Consider the following 18366-nt stretch of genomic DNA (forward strand, 5'->3'; position numbering starts at 1 on the left):
CTCTGGGCCACGCGCGCGGCCGCATGGACAGCCGGTTCCGTGAATCGGCTCATGGTGCCGCGCGGCGGCGCCGTCCGCGTGGCGGAAGACGGCGTGCCATGAGCCGGGGAAGCAATCACTGCTTTGCTGGCTTAGTGGCGCTGGTCCGCTGCGGGAGAGACTCCTTCTGAGAGCCCCGGCGTGGCGAAAAGTTGCGCCACATCGACGGGATCGAACTCGTAGCGCTGGTTGCAATAGTCGCAGTGAACTTCGACGTGGCCGCGTTCTTCGATCACGCTGTCCACTTCCTCGCGGCCCAGCATCTTCAGCATCGAGCCGACTTTTTCACGCGAGCAGCTGCACAGGAAGCGCGTGGTGGCGGGCTCGAAGTGCTGCACGTTCTCTTGCCAGAAGAGGCGGCGGAACAGCGTTTCCGGCTCCTGTTCGAGCAGTTCTTCGCGCGTGAGCGTGCCGCCGAGCGTGCAGACGCGTTCCCACGTGTCGGCGTCGAGTTCGTGCGGATGCGGCACGATGCCGCCGTCGCCGGGCAGCTTCTGCAGCAGCATGCCGACCGCGCGATCTTCGTTCGCGCCGAGCCACAGGCGCGTGTCGAGCTGCTCGGAGTGGTGCATGTAATGCTCGAGCACTTCCGAGATCGACTTCAGCGCACCGTCTTCGCCGTTCAGCGGCACGATGCCCTGATAAGGCTGCTGGCCGGGCTGCTTGTTGGCCGGATCGAGCGTGATCACGCAGCGGCCGCGGCCGTTCACGTTGACGAGTTCGGCGAGCGAGAGGTCGTCGGCGACGGTTTCCACGCCTTCGGCCAGACGCGCCGTGGCGCGCATGGAGAGGTCGGAGCTGCACTGCACGACCAGCATGCGGACCGGGCCTTCGCCGAGGATCTGCATGATCAGCGTGCCGTCGAACTTGAGGTTCGCGGAGAGCAGCGCGCAGGCGGCCATCATTTCGCCGAGCACGGTGCGCACCGGCGCCGGGTACTGCCGGCGCGTCAGCACCTCTTGCCACGTGTTGCGCAGCGAGACGATCTCGCCCCGCACCGGAGCGGCGCTGAACATGAATTTTTGCAACTGGTCGTTCACAATCTTTTCCTTCGTTTCGATGCGTGCGGCGCGCTCGCGCGGCATGACGGCGGCGAGCAGCCGTCAGCCAATGCGTACGAGTTGCGCCTTGAAATACTCGCGGCGTTGCGCGTAACCGTCCGCGTTACGCTTGAGGCCGGCGATGTCGGCCTCGGTCAGCTCGCGCACGACCTTGGCCGGCGCGCCGAGAATGAGCGAGTTGTCGGGGAACACCTTGCCTTCGGTGACCACCGCGCCCGCGCCAACCAGACAGTTGCGGCCGATTACCGCGCCATTCAAGACCACCGCCTGAATCCCGATGAGCGCGCCTTCCTTCACCGTGCAGCCGTGCAGCATGGCCTGATGGCCGATCGTCACGTTGGCTTCGAGCGTGAGCGGGAAACCGGGGTCGGTATGCAGCACCGCGCCTTCCTGCACATTGCTGCGCGCGCCGACCGAAATCAGCTCGTTGTCGCCGCGCAGCGTCGCGCCAAACCAGACGCTCGAGTCTTCGGCGAGTTCGACCTTGCCGACGATGGTCGCGTTGTCCGCGACAAACACGCTTTCGTGAATGGTGGGTGCGGCTTCGCCAAGCTTGTAGATGGCCACGGTGTTGCGTCTCCTTTTTGTCTTGCGAGGCTGCGGCGCGCGGGCGGGTGAGAGCGGGCGCGGGCGGCGCAGAGCGGGTGAATCGCGTATTGTAAACGGTTGCGCCCCGAGTCCGCCTGGCCCGGCTTGCGTGCCGCGTGCGGCAGGTCTCACGCGGGCCGCCGCGCCGCCGTGCCGTGCGTTCGTACTACGCCGTTCGACCGCCTGTTTTCTGCCCGCTTTTCTGCCTGCTTGACGATGAATTCCGTATTTCCCGACTCCGCGCGCACCGGCGCCGAATTATCCGTCGATGCCGCCACGTCGCAGCCAGGCTGGCGCGCCGCCGCGCTTGCGGCGCTGTACGAAGCCGATCCGCTCGCCAAGTCCGGCGCGGTGAGCGCGCTTTACGCGCTCGCCCAGGACGGCGCGGCGCGCGGCGAGACGCACTGGCACGCCGAACAGACGCTCAGCGCGCCCGGGGACCTGCCGGGCCGTCCCGCGCGCCCGGATCTGGTCGAGCCGCGCAGCCTCCAGCGCCGCAGCATGAGCACGCCGCAAGGGCGCGTGGTGCTGCTGCATGCGCTCGCGCACATCGAGTTCAACGCGATCAATCTCGCGCTCGACGCGGTCTGGCGCTTTCCGGACATGCCCGCTGACTTCTACGCCGACTGGCTGAAGGTGGCGGCGGAGGAGGCGTATCACTTCTCGCTGCTGGTCAAGCGGCTGGCGGACTACGGCCACGCCTACGGCGACTTCCCGGCGCACAACGGCCTCTGGGAAATGTGCGAGCGCACCAGCGGCGACGTGCTCGCGCGCATGGCGCTGGTGCCGCGCGTGCTGGAAGCGCGCGGGCTCGACGCCTCGCCGCCGATCCGCGCGCGTCTGAAACAGGCCGGCGACGACGAATCCGCCGCGATCCTCGACATCATCCTGCATGACGAAGTGGGGCACGTGCGCATCGGCAATCACTGGTTTCGCCATCTGTGCGCGCAGCGCGGACTCGATCCGCATGCGGCGTGGCTCGAACTCGCCGCGCAATACCATGCGCCGAAAATGCGCGGGCCGTTCAACTTCGAGGCGCGCCGTTCGGCGGGTTTCGACGACGCCGAACTCGAAACGCTGAAAGCCCAGGGTGGCGACGTCGACGCCGAAAAATAAACGCGCGCCGCCCATCTGTCAGAACCTGTCGATATAATCGAACGACCATTCGTTTTTTTGCGCGAGCGCAATGAATCTTTCCCGATCCGAATTCATCGACGTGAACGGCATCCGTCTGCATGTGCGCCGCTGGGGCGCCGAGGACGCGCCCACGCTCTTCATGCTGCACGGCTGGATGGATGTGGCCGCCTCGTTCCAGTTCGTCGTCGACGCGCTGGGCGGCGACTGGCAGGTGATCGCGCCGGACATGCGCGGCTTCGGCCTGTCGGACTGGCCGGTGGCGCAACGCGGTGCCGGCAACTACTGGTTCCACGACTATGTTGCCGATCTCGACGCGCTGCTCGATCACTACGCGCCCGAAGGCGAGGTGAACCTCGTCGGGCACAGCCTCGGCGCGAATGTCGTCTGTCTGTATGCGGGCGTGCGGCCCGAACGCGTGCGGCGCGTGGTCGATCTCGAAGGCTTCGGCATGCCCGCCACGACGCCCGCGCAGGCGCCCGGCCGTTTGCGCGACTGGCTCGACGAAATGCGCTCGCCGCCGCAACTGCGTCCCTACAAGACGCTCGACGACGTGGCGGCGCGCCTCACGAAGACGAATCCGCGCCTGCTGCCCGCAAGGGCGCGTTTTCTCGCGCAGCACTGGTCGAAGCCGGTGAGCGGCGCGCAGGGCGAGGGCTACATGCTGCTCGGCGATCCGGCGCACAAGATGGTCAATCCCGTGCTCTACCGGCTCGAGGAAATCATGGCGATCTGGGCGCAGGTGCGCGCCAAGGTGCTGCACGTCGAGGCCACCGATTCGGAAACGCTCGCGCGCATCGCGGGCAAGGTGCCGATCGGCGAATTCAAGCGTCGATTCGAGGCGTTTCCCGACTGGCGCGAGCGCTTTATCGACGACGCGGGCCATATGGTTCATCACGATCAGCCGGAGGCCATTGCGCGTCTCATCGAGGCATTCTGCGCGGCCTGAATGCCCGCCGAATGTGGGCCGAATGCCTGCTAAACGCGGTCGGAGCGGCCCCGGACGGCTTCGCCGCGTTGCAGTAAAATAAGGCTTCATTTTCCAGATGCCCGCAATGAACGCCGATCTCCACTGTCACTCCACTGTTTCCGACGGCCAGATGGCCCCGGCTGCCGTCGCGCAGCTGGCGAAGGCGGGCGGCGTGACGCTGTGGGCGCTCACCGATCACGACGAGCTGGGCGGCCAGCGCGAGGCGCGCGAAGCCGCCGAATCGCTCGGCATGCGTTATCTCTCGGGCGTCGAGATTTCGGTCACGTGGGCGTCGCGCACGGTGCATATCGTCGGTCTGCATGTCGATCCGACCGCTCCGGCGCTCGTCGAAGGGCTGGCCCGCACGCGCGACGGCCGCGCGGCGCGCGCCGAAGCCATCGGCGAACGGCTTGAGGAACTCGGCATTCCCGACGCCTATGCGGGCGCGCTCCAGTACGTCTCCAATCCCGACCTGATCTCGCGCACGCACTTCGCGCGCTTTCTCGTCGAATCCGGCCGCGCGCAGAACACCCAGGACGCGTTCTCGCGCTGGCTCGGCGACGGCAAACCGGGCTATGTGGCGCATCGCTGGGCGAAGCTGGCCGATGCCGTTTCGTGGATCAAGGTTGCGGGCGGCGAGGCCGTCGTTGCGCACCCGGGGCGCTACAACTATACGCAGCTCGAATTCGACACGTTCTTCGGCGAATTCATCGATCTGGGCGGCAAGGCGATCGAAGTCGTCACGGGCAGCCACACGCCCGACCAGTACGGCGAATATGCCGCCGTCGCGCGCCGTTTCGGCTTCGAGGCCTCGCGCGGCTCCGATTTCCACGCCAAAGGTCCGGACGCCATCGAGCCCGGCACGCTGCCGCCGCTTCCCTCCGACCTCAAGCCCGTCTGGGAGCGATGGCTGTAAGCCGCGTGGCCCAACGCTTCCGTTCCCGCCGCGCGGCCTGCGCCTTGCACCGCTGCGCGACGTCCGCTTTATCCGTTCGCTACGCTTTACGATAGCGCGTGCGCGTCGCCTTCGTGCCGCGCGACTGCCGTATCGACTGTTCCGTCCGTTCCGAATTCGTCAGCTGATTACTGCCATGTCACAGTTTTTTCGGCTTCACCCTGAGAATCCGCAGCCGCGCCTCGTCAAACAGGCGGTGCAGATCATCCGCGATGGCGGCGTGATCGCGCTGCCCACCGATTCGAGCTACGCGCTGGCCGCCCGCATCGACGACAAACACGCGGCCGAGCGCCTGCGCCGCATCCGTCATCTCGACGAAAAGGCGCTGCTCTCGCTGATGGTGCGCGATCTGTCCGAGCTGGCGAATTTTGCAATGGTGGACAACCGCCAGTACCGGCTGATCAAATCGGTGACGCCGGGGCCGTACGTGTTCGTGCTCGAAGCGACCAAAGAGGTGCCGCGGCGGCTTTCGCATCCGTCGCGCAAGACAATTGGTCTGCGCGTGCCGGGGCATCCGATTCCGCTCGCGATCCTCGAAGAACTGGGCGAGCCGCTGTTGGCGTCCACGCTGATCCTGCCGCCCGACACGGAACCGCTCAACGACCCCGACGAGATCCGCGAACGGCTGGAAAAGCAGCTCGATCTGGTGATCGACGGCGGGGCGTGTCCGTGGGAGCCGTCGAGCATCATCGATCTGACCGGCGCGGAGCCGGTGCTCGTGCGTGCAGGGCGCGGTTCGCTCGCGCCGTTCGGGCTGGAAGAGGAGGCGTGATGGCGGCGCGGGCGGCGATCCCGACGGCGCCGATGATGTCGACGAACCGCGCAATCCGGCCATTCGCTGCGCGTGTGGCCGCGCGCACCGCGGCGCGCCGCTAGCGCGTTGTTACAATACGCCGCCATGGAATCCACGATCATTCAGACGCTCGCCGTCTACGCCTTGCCCGTTATTTTCGCGATCACGCTGCACGAAGCCGCTCACGGCTACGTCGCGCGCCTGCTCGGCGACAACACGGCCTACGTCCTCGGGCGCGTCTCGCTCAACCCGATGCGCCACATCGACCCGGTCGGCACGATCGCGATGCCGCTCATTCTGTATGTGCTGACGAGCGGCGCCTTCGTGTTCGGTTACGCCAAGCCGGTGCCGATCGCGTTCGGCAATCTGCGCAATCCGCGCTGGGGCAGCCTGTGGGTGTCGGCGGCGGGGCCGCTCTGCAATTTCGTGCAGGCGATCCTGTGGGGCGTCTTCCTCATCGCGCTGAGCGCGGCGGGCGTCGACGAGCCGTTTTTCCTGCTGATGGCGCGCGCGGGTATGACCGTGAACATCGTGCTCTGCGTGCTCAACTTCTTCCCCTTGCCACCGTTCGACGGCGGGCGCGTGCTGGCCGCGCTGCTGCCGCCGCGCGCGAGCATTGCGCTCATGCGGATTGAACCGTATGGTTTCTTCATCGTCATGGCGCTGCTGGTGACCGGCATCTTTTCGCGTTTCTGGATGTATCCGTTGGTTCAAGTCGGTCAACTGGCCCTGAACGTCATCCTCAGTCCCCTCGTATCGCTATTCTCATAACATCATGTTCCCAGACCGTATTTTCTCCGGCATGCGGCCGACCGGGTCGCTGCACCTCGGCCACTACCACGGCGTGCTGAAAAACTGGGTCCGGCTTCAGTCCGAGTACCCGTGCTTCTTCTGTGTGGTCGACTGGCACGCGCTCACCACGCACTACGAGACGCCGGATGTCATCGAGAAAAACGTCTGGGACGTGCTGATCGACTGGCTCGCGTCGGGCATCGATCCGAATCAGGCCACGCTGTTCATCCAGAGCCGTGTGCCCGAGCACGCCGAACTGGCGCTGCTGCTGGGCATGAGCACGCCGCTTAGCTGGCTCGAACGCGTGCCGACCTACAAGGAACAGATCGAGAAGCTGCGCGACAAGGATCTCGGCACCTACGGCTTCCTCGGCTATCCGGTGCTGATGGCCGCCGACATCCTGCTGTACCGCGCCTCGCTCGTGCCGGTCGGCGAAGATCAGGTGCCGCACGTCGAGATGGCGCGCGAAATGGCGCGTCGCTTCAACTACATGTACGGCCGCGAGCCGGGCTTCGAGGAGAAGGCCAACGAGGCCGCGAAGAAGCTCGGCGGCAAGCGCTCGAAGCTCTATCACGAGCTGCGCAACGCCTATCAGCAGGAAGGCAACGAAGAGGCGCTCGAACAGGCGCGCGCGATGTTGTCCGAGTCGCAGAGCCTGTCGATGAACGACCGCGAGCGTCTGTTCGGCTATCTCGAAGGCTCGCGCAAGATCATCCTGCCGGAGCCGCAGGTGCTGTTGACCGAGGCATCGCGCATGCCGGGCCTCGATGGTCAGAAAATGTCGAAGTCGTACGGCAACACCATCGCGCTGCGCGAAGACGCCCAGTCGATCGAAAAGAAAGTGCGCACCATGCCGACCGATCCGGCGCGCGTGCGCCGTACCGATCCGGGCGATCCGGACAAGTGCCCGGTGTGGCAGTTGCATCAGGTCTACACGGACGAAGCGACGCACGCGTGGGTGGAGAAGGGCTGCCGTTCGGCGGGCATCGGCTGTCTGGAGTGCAAGCAGCCGGTGATCGAAGGCATCCTGCGCGAGCAGCAGCCGATGCTCGAACGCGCGCAGAAGTACATGGACGATCCGTCACTGCTGCGCGCCATCGTCGCCGACGGCTGCGACCGCGCGCGCAAGTACGCCACGGAAACGATGCGCGACGTGCGCGAGGCGATGGGCCTCTCGTACAGCTAAGGCGCGCGATGACGCTCATCTCGGGGTCCACGCCCGTTGCCGCGGGCATGCACGGGCTCGGCGAGCCGTCGCCCTGGGTGTGCCGCTGGGCGCATCTGGTCTCGCCCGGCGGCACGGTGCTCGATCTGGCCTGCGGCGCGGGGCGGCACGCGCGCTGGTTCGCGCAGCGCGGCCATCCGGTGGCCGCGCTCGATCGCGACGGCGCGGCGCTCGCCACGATGCGCGAGATTCCCGGCATCGGCACATTAGAGTGCGACCTCGAAGGCGCGCCCTGGCCGCTGCCCGCCGATGTGCGTTTCGCCGGCATCGTCGTCACGAATTACCTGCATCGTCCGCTGATGGCGCGCCTTATCGACGCGCTCGCGCCGGGCGGCGTACTTATTTACGAAACTTTCGCGCAAGGGAACGAGACGGTCGGAAAACCGTCGAATCCCGCGTTCCTGCTGGCGGCGGGAGAGCTGTTGGCGATCTGCGCGCCGACGCTGCGCGTCGTCGCCTACGAAGACGGATTCCTCTCACAACCGCGTGAGGCGTTCGTTCAGCGGATCTGCGCGGTGCGCGAGGCGGAAAAATCTTCCGCTGCACCGCGCTCGGGGTCGGACGCAAATCAGGCCGAAAATTCCGGTAACGGGCCTGTGACTCAGGTACTACCCGTACCGCGTTACGATCTGACCGGCTAATCCGCTACAATCGCGGTTTAACGTACTCATTTTTCTGACGTTTCAATGGCTAACGGCACTCAGGACGGCATTACGCTCGGCGGCAGCATTCCCGCGATCGTCACTCCCATGCACGAAGACGGCAGTCTCGACCTGCCGGCATTCCGCAAACTGGTCGACTGGCACGTGGAAGAGGGGACCGATGGTCTCGTCGTGGTCGGCACGAGCGGCGAGTCCGCCACGCTGGACGTCGAAGAGCACATCCTGATGGTCAAGACGGCCGTCGAACACGCCGCGGGCCGCATGCCGATCATCGCCGGCGCGGGCGGCAATTCGACCGCCGAAGCCATCGAACTCTCGAAGCACGCGAAGGACGTGGGCGCGCAGGCGACGCTCCAGGTCGTGCCGTACTACAACAAGCCGACCCAGGAAGGCATGTATCGCCACTTCGCGAAGATCGCGGAGACGGTCGATCTGCCGGTCGTCCTGTACAACGTGCCGGGCCGCACCGTCGCCGACATGACGAACGAGACCATCCTGCGCCTCGCGCAGGTGCCGGGCATCGTCGGCGTGAAGGAAGCCACGGGCAACATCGACCGCGCGGCGCACCTGATCAAGCACGCGCCGGACGGCTTCAAGATTTTCAGCGGCGACGATCCCACCGCGATCGCCCTGATGCTGCTGGGCGGTCACGGCAATATCTCGGTGACGGCCAATGTCGCGCCGCGTCAGATGAGCGACCTGTGCAAGGCCGCCATCGCCGGCGACGTGAAGACCGCGCGCGAGATCCATCTGAAGCTGTTGTCGCTGCACAAGAACCTGTTCATCGAATCGAATCCGATTCCGGTGAAGTGGGCGCTGCAGGAACTCGGCCGCATCGAAAGCGGCATCCGACTGCCGCTCACGCCGCTCGACGCGCGCTACCACGACGTGGTGCGCACGGCATTGCGCGAAGCCGGTTTGCTGGGCTGATCGTCAGCCAAGCCGCCGAATTTTCAATCGACGTCGCCATCGCCCAAGCGCTGACAGTTTTCTGGCAGACCGAGGCTTAGCGTTCCTGGTATCACGAAGGTCCACATGAAACGTTCCGCTTTTTCCCTCCACGCAACCCGCATGGCGGTGCTGGCGCTCGCACTCGGCTCGCTCGCAGGCTGCGAGTCGCTGAACGACATGTTCGCGTCCGATCGCGTCAACTACAAGGACACGTCGAGCGCGCCGCCGCTGGCCGTGCCGAAGGATCTGTCCTCGGCGCCGGGCGATCAGAAATATGTCGCGCCGCCCGCGACGGTGGCGCTCGGCGGCGCCGCGCAGCGCACCGTCACGCAGCAGGGCAACGCCGTGCTCGGCGTGCCCAGCGCGCAAGACCCGCTCGGCATGCACGTCGAACGCGACGGCGACCGCCGCTGGCTGGTGGTCGACGGCCGCACGCCCGACGACGTCTGGCCGCAACTGCAGGAATTCTGGAGCGATAACGGTTTCACGCTGACGACCGATTCGCCCAACACCGGCATCATGACCACGGACTGGGCGGAAAACCGCGCCAACATTCCGGACGACTGGTTCCGTCGCACGATTGGCCGCGTGATCGATTTCGCGTACTCGTCGGGCACGCGCGACCGCTTCCGCACGCTGGTGTCGCGCGGTCCGGATGGCCAGACCGACATTTCGGTCACGCATAGCGCGATGGAAGAAATGCTCACGGGCCAGGACAAGACGGGTTCGAAGTGGGTCGAGCGTCCGCGCGATCCGGCGCTCGAAGCCGAATTCCTCGCCAAGATCATGCAGAAGTTCGGCTTGACCGACGCGCAGTCGAAGCAGCTGCTGACCGACGCGCGTCCGTCGGTGGCCGCGGTCAAGGTCGCGGCGGGTCCGGACGGCACCACGCTGAACCTGCCTGAAGCGTTCGACACGGCCTGGCTGCGTGTGGGCCTCGCACTCGATCGCACCAACTTCACGGTCGACAACCGCGACCGCGAAAAGGGCATCTACTACGTGCGTTACGCCGATTCGATGCAGGAACTGAAGGGCGACGGCCTGTTCGGCAAGCTCTTCTACAACCCGAAGAAAGCGAACAAGAACCAGGGTCCGGAGTTCCAGATCGCGGTGCGCCCGAACGGCAGCTCCACCCAGGTGGCGGTGCTCAACGAAAGCGGTCAGGTCGATACCTCGTCGGACGCCCAGCGCATCGTGTCCGCGCTGCACGCCCAGCTGAACTGATCCCGCCGTGCGCTTTGCAAGCCTCGGCAGCGGCAGCGAGGGCAACGCGCTCGTCGTAGAAGCAGGCAGCGGCGCGACGCCCACGCGCGTGCTGCTGGACTGCGGATTTTCGGCGAAAGAAGTCGAGCGGCGGCTCGCACGCGCGGGCCTCGCCGCCGATACGCTCAGCGGCATTCTCATCACGCACGAACACAGCGACCACATCGGCAGCGCGCTCACGCTGGCGCGCCGCTGGTCGATCCCGCTCTATATGAGCTGGGGGACGGCGCAAGCCGTCGGTGCCGACGACGCCAATGTCGAGCTCAACATTCTCTGGGGCGACGAGACGGTCGAAATCGGCGAGCTGGGTGTGCTGCCTTACACGGTGCCGCACGATGCCCGCGAGCCGCTGCAATTTGTCTTCAACGACGGCGCGAGCCGTCTCGGCGTGCTGACCGACGTCGGCGAATCGACGTCGCATATCAACACCGTGCTGAGCGGCTGCGACGCGCTCGTGCTCGAATACAACCACGACCTCGACATGCTGACGGGCAGCCGTTATCCGGCGTCGCTCAAGGCGCGCATCAGCGGGTCGCACGGACATTTGAACAACGACGCGGCGGGCGACATTCTCGCCGCGCTCGACCGCTCGAAGCTGCGCCATCTGATCGCGGCGCATCTGAGCCAGCAGAACAACACGCCGGAACTGGCGCGCGCGGCGATGGCCGCGGTGCTCGGCAACGCGGCTACCGAAACCGGGGTGGCATCGCAAGACGAAGGGTTCGACTGGCTGACACTCTGAGCGAGCCAGGTTGCAGACGAAAAAAAGCCCATGACGAAGGTCATGGGCTTTTTTGTTGGCCGCCGCTTTCGTTGCGCGGGCGGCGACCGGGGCCGGATCAGGTCCGGCCCGCTTGGCGCCGCTTAGTTGCGGTTGCCGCCGAAGATGCCGAGGATTGCGAGCAGGTTCGTGAACACGTTGTACAGGTCCAGGTAGATCGCGAGCGTGGCCGAGATGTAGTTGGTCTCGCCGCCGTTCACGACGCGCTGCACGTCGAACAGCATGTACGCCGAGAAGATCACGATGGCCAGCACGGACACGGTGAGCATCAGCGCGGGCAGGTGCAGGAAGATGTTCGCGACGCTGGCGAGCAGGATCACGACCACGCCCATGAACAGCCACTTGCCGAGGCCCGAAAAATCACGCTTGCTGACCGTGGCGATCGTGGCCATGGCCGCGAAAATCACGCCGGTGCCACCAAAAGCGAGCATGATGAGCGACGGGCCGTTCGAGAAGCCGAGGATGAACGACAACAGGCGCGAGAGCATCAGGCCCATGAAGAACGTGAAGCCGAGCAGGACGAAGACGCCGGCCGAACTGTTCTTGGTGCGTTCGATAGCAAACATGAAGCCGAAAGCGATGGCGAAGAACGCCAGCAGACTCATGGCCGGGCTGGTGGCGGCGAAAAGCGAGAAACCCGTGGCCACGCCCACCCACGCACCGATGACGGTCGGCACCATCGAGAGCGCGAGCAGCCAGTAGGTGTTGCGCAGTACGCGGTTGCGGGTCTCGGCGCTGGTGACGCTGCCACCACGGCCGAAGTTGTAGGACTCGTTCATGCTTTCTCCTTGCGTGAGACGCGTGGTTCACGTAATTGAGGGCGCGCGCAAATGCGTGGCGCGCTCCCTCGTAAGATAGGTGCGACCGCCCAGAGTTTCAACGGGATGCCACACAGTTTCCGTTATGTTTCACCAGCGTAAGCCGCCATTCTTAAGCCTCGCTGAAAGGCGCGGCTGTGTGGCGTTTGTACGGTGTTTGTACCTTGCGCTCACCTGATTGGCGCGGTTTGCACGCCAATCAGGGTTCAATCGCAATCATACATGGGAACATGCTACAATTGCGGATTCATTTGAACTTGTAACCTCTTAATTTTCTGGAGTTTTTATGGCGATCGAACGCACCCTGTCGATTATCAAGCCGGACGCAGTGGCAAAGAACGTGATCGGCCAGATCTACAGCCGCTTCGAAAACGCTGGCCTGAAGATCGTGGCATCGCGCATGGTCCAACTCTCGCGCGCCGACGCAGAGAAGTTCTATGCTGTTCACGCTGAGCGTCCGTTCTTCAAGGACCTGGTCGAGTTCATGATCTCGGGTCCGGTCGTCATCCAGGCGCTGGAAGGCGAAAACGCAATCCTGAAGCACCGCGACCTGATGGGCGCGACTGACCCGAAGAAGGCGGAAAAGGGCACGATCCGCGCCGACTTCGCAGACAGCATCGACGCAAACGCAGTCCACGGTTCGGATGCAGCGGAAACGGCACGCGTTGAAATCGCGTTCTTCTTCCCGGAAGTCAACGTTTACTCGCGTTAAGCGATAAGCGGCAGTTCAAAGTAGCATAGGGTCGCGAACGGCGATGACGTCCACCGTCCGGTGCCGGGTTCTCTCGAAACCGGCGGTGCACGCGCTCTCGCACTGAAATGGCAGGATTCGACATGACGAGCAGTTCCACCGTCAACCTTCTCGATCTCGACGCCCAAGGGCTTGTCGCTTATTGCGAAAGCCTGGGCGAGAAGCCGTTTCGCGCCAAACAGCTTCAGCGCTGGATCCATCAATACAATGCCGCCGACTTCGACGGCATGACGGATCTGGCCAAATCGCTGCGCGAGAAGCTGAAAGGGCGCGCATGTATCGGCATGCCCGACATCATTTCCGACAACGTTTCCTCCGACGGCACGCGCAAGTGGCTCGTGGACGTCGGCAATGGCAACGCGGTCGAAACCGTGTTCATCCCCGAAGAAACGCGCGGCACGCTGTGTGTGTCCTCGCAGGCGGGGTGTGCGGTCAATTGCCGGTTTTGTTCGACCGGCAAGCAAGGTTTTTCACGCAATCTGAGCACCGCAGAGATCATCGGTCAGCTGCGTATGGCGGAGTTCGCCCTGCGCGCGTCGCTGCTCGGCGAGGCCGGCGGCCGTGCCAACGGCGGTGAAGGCAAGGGCGAGCGCGTCATCACGAACGTGGTGATGATGGGGATGGGCGAGCCGCTGCTCAATTACGACGCGGTCGTGCCCGCCATGCGCCTGATGCTCGACGACAACGCCTACGGCCTGTCGCGCCGTCGCGTCACGCTTTCCACGTCCGGCGTCGTGCCGATGATGGACCGCCTGGGCGCCGACCTGCCGGTGGCGCTCGCGGTGTCGCTGCACGCTCCGAACGACGCGCTGCGCGACGAACTCGTGCCGCTCAATCGCAAGTATCCGCTGCGCGAGCTGATGGCTGCGTGCCAGCGCTATCTGAAGGTGGCGCCGCGCGACTTCATCACGTTCGAGTACTGCATGCTCGACGGCGTGAACGATACGGAGGAGCACGCACGCCAGTTGCTCGCCGTGACGCGCGACGTGCCGTGCAAGTTCAATCTGATCCCGTTCAACCCGTTCCCGGAGTCGGGTCTGCTGCGCTCGAAGAACGAGCAGATCAAACGTTTCGCGCAGATTCTGATGGATGCGGGCGTCGTCACCACCGTGCGCAAGACGCGCGGCGACGACATCGACGCGGCCTGCGGTCAGCTCGCCGGCGAGGTGAAGGACCGCACGCGTCTTGCCGAGCGCACCCAGCGCGCCGGGCAGAAGGTCATCGAAGTCCGTCCCGTGCAGCATTGAGGGCGGCGGCGCGGGCGAGGGGCCCGGGCCGGATGCAACGCGGGTGCGGTCGCGCGGGGGTACGCGGCGGCATCGGCGAGTTTGACAAGAAACGTTGCAGAAGCGATCGGAAGCGGCACAGAGGCCGCGCATTTTGTTATAAAACGGTCTGCGAATCGGGGCCGGGCGCGCTGCGCCCGCCGGTTCCGGGATTGAAAAGAATCGACGCAAGGACTTTGGGATGAGCGAGCCGCAGCACCCCTTCGGGACAGACGGGACAGAGACCCACGCAGGCCGTACGGCGCAGGAGGGCGCGCCGTCGCCGGTGCAGGCCGTGCCGGACACGCTGGGCGCAGTGGGTGCGCGTCTCGCGCAACTGCGCGAGGCGAAGGGCTGGTCGGTCGAGGACGTCTCGGCGCGCCTGAAGGTGGCGGTGTCGAAGCTGCGCGAGCTGGAGGCGGGCGACATCAGCCATCTGCCGGACACCACGTTCGCGGTGGGCGTCGTGCGTGCCTACGCGAAGCTGCTCGGCGCGGACCCCGCGCCGCTCACCCAGGCGCTGCGCCGCGAGCGCGGCGTGCCGGAACAGGATCTGTCGATGCCGGCTTCGGCGGGCGCCGACCTGCCGCGCGGGCGCGTGTCGCTGTCGCTCGGCGGCGGCGGGGCGCGTGCGCCGCGTCGGCGTGCGTCGTGGCTGTGGGGCCTCGGCATCATCGTGATCGCGGTGATCGCGCTCTCGATGCTGCATACGAATAGTGGTGAGTCGTCGGCATGGTTCGCGCGGATCAAGTCGATGGCCAACGGCGCGACGGCGGAGTCGGGTGCATCGTCGGCAACGGTGGCCGAAGGCGCGACGGCGAACGGCGACGACGCGGCGTCGGGTGCGCAGGCCGATCAGGCGGCGCAGAGCGGCGATCAGGTCGGTGCGCAGGCAGGCGACCAGGCACCGGCGCAGGCCGCGGCGCAAGCGACTGCCAGCGCGCCGCAAGCGGCAAGCGCCGCACCCGCGGCGAAGGCGACGAATGCCACCGTGGCAACGGTTGCAGCGGCGAGCGCAACGCAAGCCGCGGCGGCCAGTACACCGGCAGTCGCAACGACCGCGCAGGGCGCATCGGCTGCTGCTGCGGCCGGCGACACCTCGACGTTCGCGATTCGCGTGACGCAGGACACCTGGGTCAGCGTGCGCGGCAAGGATGGCAAGGAGGTTTTCTCCGGCCTCGTCCACGGCGCCGACTCGCGTGAGATCAGCGCCGCCGCGCCGATGAAGATTACAGTGGGCAACAAGGCCGGCATCGAGTCGATGACCATCGACGGTCAGCCGGTCGACGCGGCGAAGTACGCGTCGTCGCGCGGCAATGTCGCGCGCTTCGTGCTGCCCTGATAGAGACATGGCATGCGTCGCGGCCGGCGAAGTATTCAAAAGCCGGCCGCGACGCTTTTTCAATTCGCGCGGCGCAGCAGCTGCATGAGCAGCGGCGGTGCGCGCGAGGTGTAAATGGGTTTTTCGATGCAGAGCGAAACGCAATCCCCGTCCAGCAACAGTCAGATCGTGTCGAACGAACCGATCCTCGGCGGCCACGCGCTGCGCCGCAAGTCGCACGCCGTGCACGTGCGCTGGGGCGGCCAGCTGGTGACGATCGGTGGCGACGCGCCTGTGCGCGTGCAATCGATGACCAATACCGACACCGCTGACGCGATCGGTACGGCAATCCAGATCAAGGAACTGGCGCAAGCCGGTTCGGAACTCGTGCGCATCACGGTCAACACGCCGGAAGCGGCGGCTGCCGTGCCGCACGTGCGCGACCAGCTCGACCGCATGGGCGTGATGGTGCCGCTCGTCGGCGACTTCCACTACAACGGCCACCTGCTGCTGCGCGACCATCCGGCCTGCGCGGAAGCGCTCTCGAAGTACCGGATCAACCCGGGCAATGTGGGTCAGGGCGCCAAGCGCGACACGCAGTACGCGCAGATGATCGAAGCTGCCATCAAGTACGACAAGCCGGTGCGTATCGGCGTGAACTGGGGCAGCCTGGATCAGGACCTGCTCGCGCGCATGATGGACGAAAACGCAGCGCGTTCGGTGCCGTGGGAATCGCAGAGCGTGATGTACGAAGCGCTCATCCAGTCGGCGATCGGCTCGGCGGAACGCGCGGTCGAACTCGGCCTCGGCCGCGACAAGATCATCCTGTCGTGCAAGGTCAGCGGCGTGCAGGATCTGATCGCCGTGTACCAGCAACTCGCGAAACGTTGCGACTTCGCGCTGCACCTGGGCCTCACGGAAGCGGGCATGGGCTCGAAGGGCATCGTCGCGTCGACGGCGGCGCTCTCGGTGCTGCTGCAACAGGGTATCGGCGACACCATCCGTATCTCGCTCACGCCGGAACCGGGTGCATCGCGCACGGGCGAAGTCGTGGTCGGCCAGGAAATCCTGCAGACGATGGGTCTGCGCTCGTTCACGCCGATGGTCATCGCGTGCCCGGGTTGCGGCCGCACGACCAGCACGCTGTTCCAGGAACTGGCGTCGCAGATCCAGGGTTATCTGCGCGCGCAGATGCCGCTCTGGCGCGACGAGTTCCCGGGCGTCGAAACCATGAACGTTGCGGTCATGGGTTGTATCGTCAACGGTCCGGGCGAGTCGAAGCACGCGAACATCGGCATCAGCCTGCCGGGCTCGGGCGAAAACCCGGCCGCGCCGGTTTTCATCGACGGCGAAAAGGTCAAGACGCTGCGCGGCGAGCGCATCGCCGAAGAGTTCCAGCAGATCGTCAGCGACTACGTCGCGCGCAAGTACGGCAAGGCCGAAGTCGCGGCTCATTAAGGGGTTGCGGCGCGCCTGATCGGCGCGCTTGCGACCACGCGCCCGGCGGCCTCGCTTCTGACTTCTGACATAGCCGCGCCATCGGGCAGATCGACCGCCACGCACAACCGAACATCGTCAATCGCAACACCATGAGCGAACAGAAAAGAAAGCCTGAAAAGCTGACCGGCGTGAAGGGCATGAACGACATCCTGCCGCAGGACGCCGCGCTGTGGGACTTCTTCGAAACCACCGTGAAGTCCATGCTTCGTTCGTACGGCTATCAAAATATCCGTACGCCGATCGTCGAGCACACGCAGCTCTTCACGCGCGGTATCGGTGAAGTGACCGACATCGTCGAAAAAGAGATGTACAGCTTCACCGACTCGCTGAACGGCGAACATCTCACGCTGCGCCCCGAAAATACGGCGGCGGTCGTGCGTGCGTCGATCGAGCACAACATGCTCTACGACGGCCCGAAGCGTCTCTGGTATGTCGGTCCGATGTTCCGTCACGAGCGTCCGCAGCGCGGCCGTTATCGTCAGTTCCACCAGGTCGGCGTGGAAGCGCTCGGCTTCTCGGGCCCGGACGCGGACGCAGAAATCATCCTGATGTGCCAGCGTCTCTGGGACGATCTCGGCTTGACCGGTATCAAGCTCGAAATCAACTCGCTGGGTCTGGCGGAAGAGCGCGCGGCGCATCGCGTCGAACTCATCAAGTATCTGGAACAGCACGTCGATCTGCTCGACGAAGACGGCAAGCGTCGCCTGTATACGAACCCGCTGCGCGTGCTCGACACGAAGAATCCCGCGCTGCAGGAAGTGGCGAACAACGCGCCGAAGCTGATCGACTTCCTCGGCGAGCATTCGCGTGCGCACTTCGAGGGGCTGCAACGCATCCTCAAGTCGAACAACATTCCGTTCACGATCAATCCGCGTCTCGTGCGCGGTCTCGATTATTACAATCTGACCGTGTTCGAGTGGATCACCGACAAGCTCGGCGCGCAGGGCACGGTCGCTGCCGGCGGTCGTTACGACCCGCTGATCGAGCAACTCGGCGGCAAGCCCACGGCGGCCTGCGGCTGGGCGATGGGCATCGAGCGCATTCTCGAACTGCTCAAGGAAGAGGACCTCGTGCCGGAAGCCGAAGGTTGCGACGTCTACGTCGTGCACCAGGGCGAAGCGGCGCGCGATCAGGCTTTCATCGTCGCGGAACGTCTGCGCGATACCGGCCTCGATGTGATCCTGCATTGCAGCGCCGACGGTCAGGCGGCGAGCTTCAAGTCGCAGATGAAGCGTGCCGACGCGAGTGGCGCAGCGTTCGCCGTGGTGCTCGGCGAGGACGAAGTGGCGAAGGGTGTGGCGGGTGTTAAACCGCTGCGCGGAGTGGCCGCCGACGCCCGCAACGAGCAACAAACGGTAGCGCTTGAGGACTTGACCGAATATCTGATCAATGCGATGGTTGCATCCGCCGAAGACGGCGACGACTGATCGCGACGCTCGAATCAAGATTGGATCAAGATTTGCGGCGCGCCCGGACGGCACGAATCGCCTGAAATAT

18 protein-coding genes are annotated in these 18366 nt (G+C 65.3%); 15 read left to right on the forward strand and 3 right to left on the reverse strand.

Going from position 1 to position 18366, the window contains the following annotated elements; translation table 11 throughout:
• Positions 1-131: 131 nt before the first annotated feature.
• A complete protein-coding gene (hslO, locus tag G5S35_RS05980; RefSeq protein WP_065060368.1) occupies positions 132-1079 on the reverse strand; it encodes an Hsp33 family molecular chaperone HslO in 948 nt (315 codons plus the stop codon).
• Between the two features lie 63 nt (positions 1080-1142).
• Positions 1143-1667: a gamma carbonic anhydrase family protein gene (locus tag G5S35_RS05985; protein WP_065060248.1), complete on the reverse strand. Its 525-nt coding sequence runs from the start codon at positions 1665-1667 to the stop codon at positions 1143-1145.
• A gap of 237 nt (positions 1668-1904) precedes the next feature.
• Here G5S35_RS05985 and G5S35_RS05990 point away from each other — a divergent pair, with 237 nt between their 5' ends.
• From G5S35_RS05990 to G5S35_RS06035, 10 genes are all read left to right on the forward strand, one after another.
• A complete protein-coding gene (locus tag G5S35_RS05990) occupies positions 1905-2804 on the forward strand; it encodes a ferritin-like domain-containing protein (protein WP_183038735.1) in 900 nt (299 codons plus the stop codon).
• Positions 2805-2874: 70 nt separating this feature from the next.
• Positions 2875-3771, forward strand: coding sequence for an alpha/beta fold hydrolase (locus G5S35_RS05995; RefSeq protein ID WP_074984431.1), 897 nt, complete (start codon positions 2875-2877; stop codon positions 3769-3771).
• 106 nt (positions 3772-3877) lie between these two features.
• Positions 3878-4708: a 3',5'-nucleoside bisphosphate phosphatase gene (locus G5S35_RS06000; protein ID WP_065060366.1), complete on the forward strand. Its 831-nt coding sequence runs from the start codon at positions 3878-3880 to the stop codon at positions 4706-4708.
• A 175-nt stretch (positions 4709-4883) separates the two neighbouring features.
• Entirely contained in the window at positions 4884-5519 is a 636-nt protein-coding gene (locus tag G5S35_RS06005) for an L-threonylcarbamoyladenylate synthase (RefSeq protein ID WP_074984434.1), read from the forward strand.
• Between the two features lie 126 nt (positions 5520-5645).
• Positions 5646-6311 carry a site-2 protease family protein gene (locus G5S35_RS06010; RefSeq protein WP_065060245.1) on the forward strand — a complete coding sequence of 222 codons (666 nt, stop codon included), beginning with the start codon at positions 5646-5648 and terminating at the stop codon, positions 6309-6311.
• A 4-nt stretch (positions 6312-6315) separates the two neighbouring features.
• Positions 6316-7518, forward strand: a complete 1203-nt coding sequence (locus G5S35_RS06015) for a tryptophan--tRNA ligase (protein WP_065060244.1) — start codon at positions 6316-6318, stop codon at positions 7516-7518.
• Between the two features lie 8 nt (positions 7519-7526).
• Positions 7527-8198 (forward strand): class I SAM-dependent methyltransferase, encoded by a 672-nt coding sequence (locus G5S35_RS06020; protein WP_124263162.1) that lies wholly within the window; start codon positions 7527-7529, stop codon positions 8196-8198.
• Positions 8199-8243: 45 nt separating this feature from the next.
• On the forward strand, positions 8244-9149 hold the full coding sequence (gene dapA, locus G5S35_RS06025) for a 4-hydroxy-tetrahydrodipicolinate synthase (protein WP_074984436.1): 906 nt from the start codon (positions 8244-8246) through the stop codon (positions 9147-9149).
• 105 nt (positions 9150-9254) lie between these two features.
• On the forward strand, positions 9255-10394 hold the full coding sequence (gene bamC / locus G5S35_RS06030; RefSeq protein ID WP_065060242.1) for an outer membrane protein assembly factor BamC: 1140 nt from the start codon (positions 9255-9257) through the stop codon (positions 10392-10394).
• Between the two features lie 7 nt (positions 10395-10401).
• Positions 10402-11175, forward strand: a complete 774-nt coding sequence (locus tag G5S35_RS06035) for an MBL fold metallo-hydrolase (protein WP_074984437.1) — start codon at positions 10402-10404, stop codon at positions 11173-11175.
• A 122-nt stretch (positions 11176-11297) separates the two neighbouring features.
• Here G5S35_RS06035 and G5S35_RS06040 read toward each other — a convergent pair whose 3' ends face one another.
• Positions 11298-11993: a Bax inhibitor-1/YccA family protein gene (locus G5S35_RS06040; protein ID WP_065060240.1), complete on the reverse strand. Its 696-nt coding sequence runs from the start codon at positions 11991-11993 to the stop codon at positions 11298-11300.
• 325 nt (positions 11994-12318) lie between these two features.
• Between G5S35_RS06040 and ndk the strand changes: the two genes are divergently transcribed.
• The 5 genes from ndk (at position 12319) to hisS (ending at position 18296) form a co-directional block, all read left to right on the forward strand.
• Positions 12319-12744, forward strand: coding sequence for a nucleoside-diphosphate kinase (gene ndk / locus G5S35_RS06045; protein ID WP_027814909.1), 426 nt, complete (start codon positions 12319-12321; stop codon positions 12742-12744).
• A 122-nt stretch (positions 12745-12866) separates the two neighbouring features.
• Positions 12867-14030 carry a dual-specificity RNA methyltransferase RlmN gene (gene rlmN / locus G5S35_RS06050; protein WP_065060239.1) on the forward strand — a complete coding sequence of 388 codons (1164 nt, stop codon included), beginning with the start codon at positions 12867-12869 and terminating at the stop codon, positions 14028-14030.
• A gap of 220 nt (positions 14031-14250) precedes the next feature.
• Positions 14251-15390: a helix-turn-helix domain-containing protein gene (locus G5S35_RS06055; RefSeq protein WP_074984439.1), complete on the forward strand. Its 1140-nt coding sequence runs from the start codon at positions 14251-14253 to the stop codon at positions 15388-15390.
• 114 nt (positions 15391-15504) lie between these two features.
• Positions 15505-16827 carry a flavodoxin-dependent (E)-4-hydroxy-3-methylbut-2-enyl-diphosphate synthase gene (ispG, locus tag G5S35_RS06060; RefSeq protein ID WP_065060237.1) on the forward strand — a complete coding sequence of 441 codons (1323 nt, stop codon included), beginning with the start codon at positions 15505-15507 and terminating at the stop codon, positions 16825-16827.
• A 131-nt stretch (positions 16828-16958) separates the two neighbouring features.
• The gene (hisS, locus tag G5S35_RS06065) at positions 16959-18296 is read left to right on the forward strand and encodes a histidine--tRNA ligase (RefSeq protein WP_065060236.1); all 1338 of its coding nucleotides are present in this window, start codon (positions 16959-16961) and stop codon (positions 18294-18296) included.
• Positions 18297-18366 lie beyond the last annotated feature (70 nt).

This window comes from Paraburkholderia tropica (assembly GCF_014171495.1).
Lineage (GTDB): Bacteria > Pseudomonadota > Gammaproteobacteria > Burkholderiales > Burkholderiaceae > Paraburkholderia > Paraburkholderia tropica.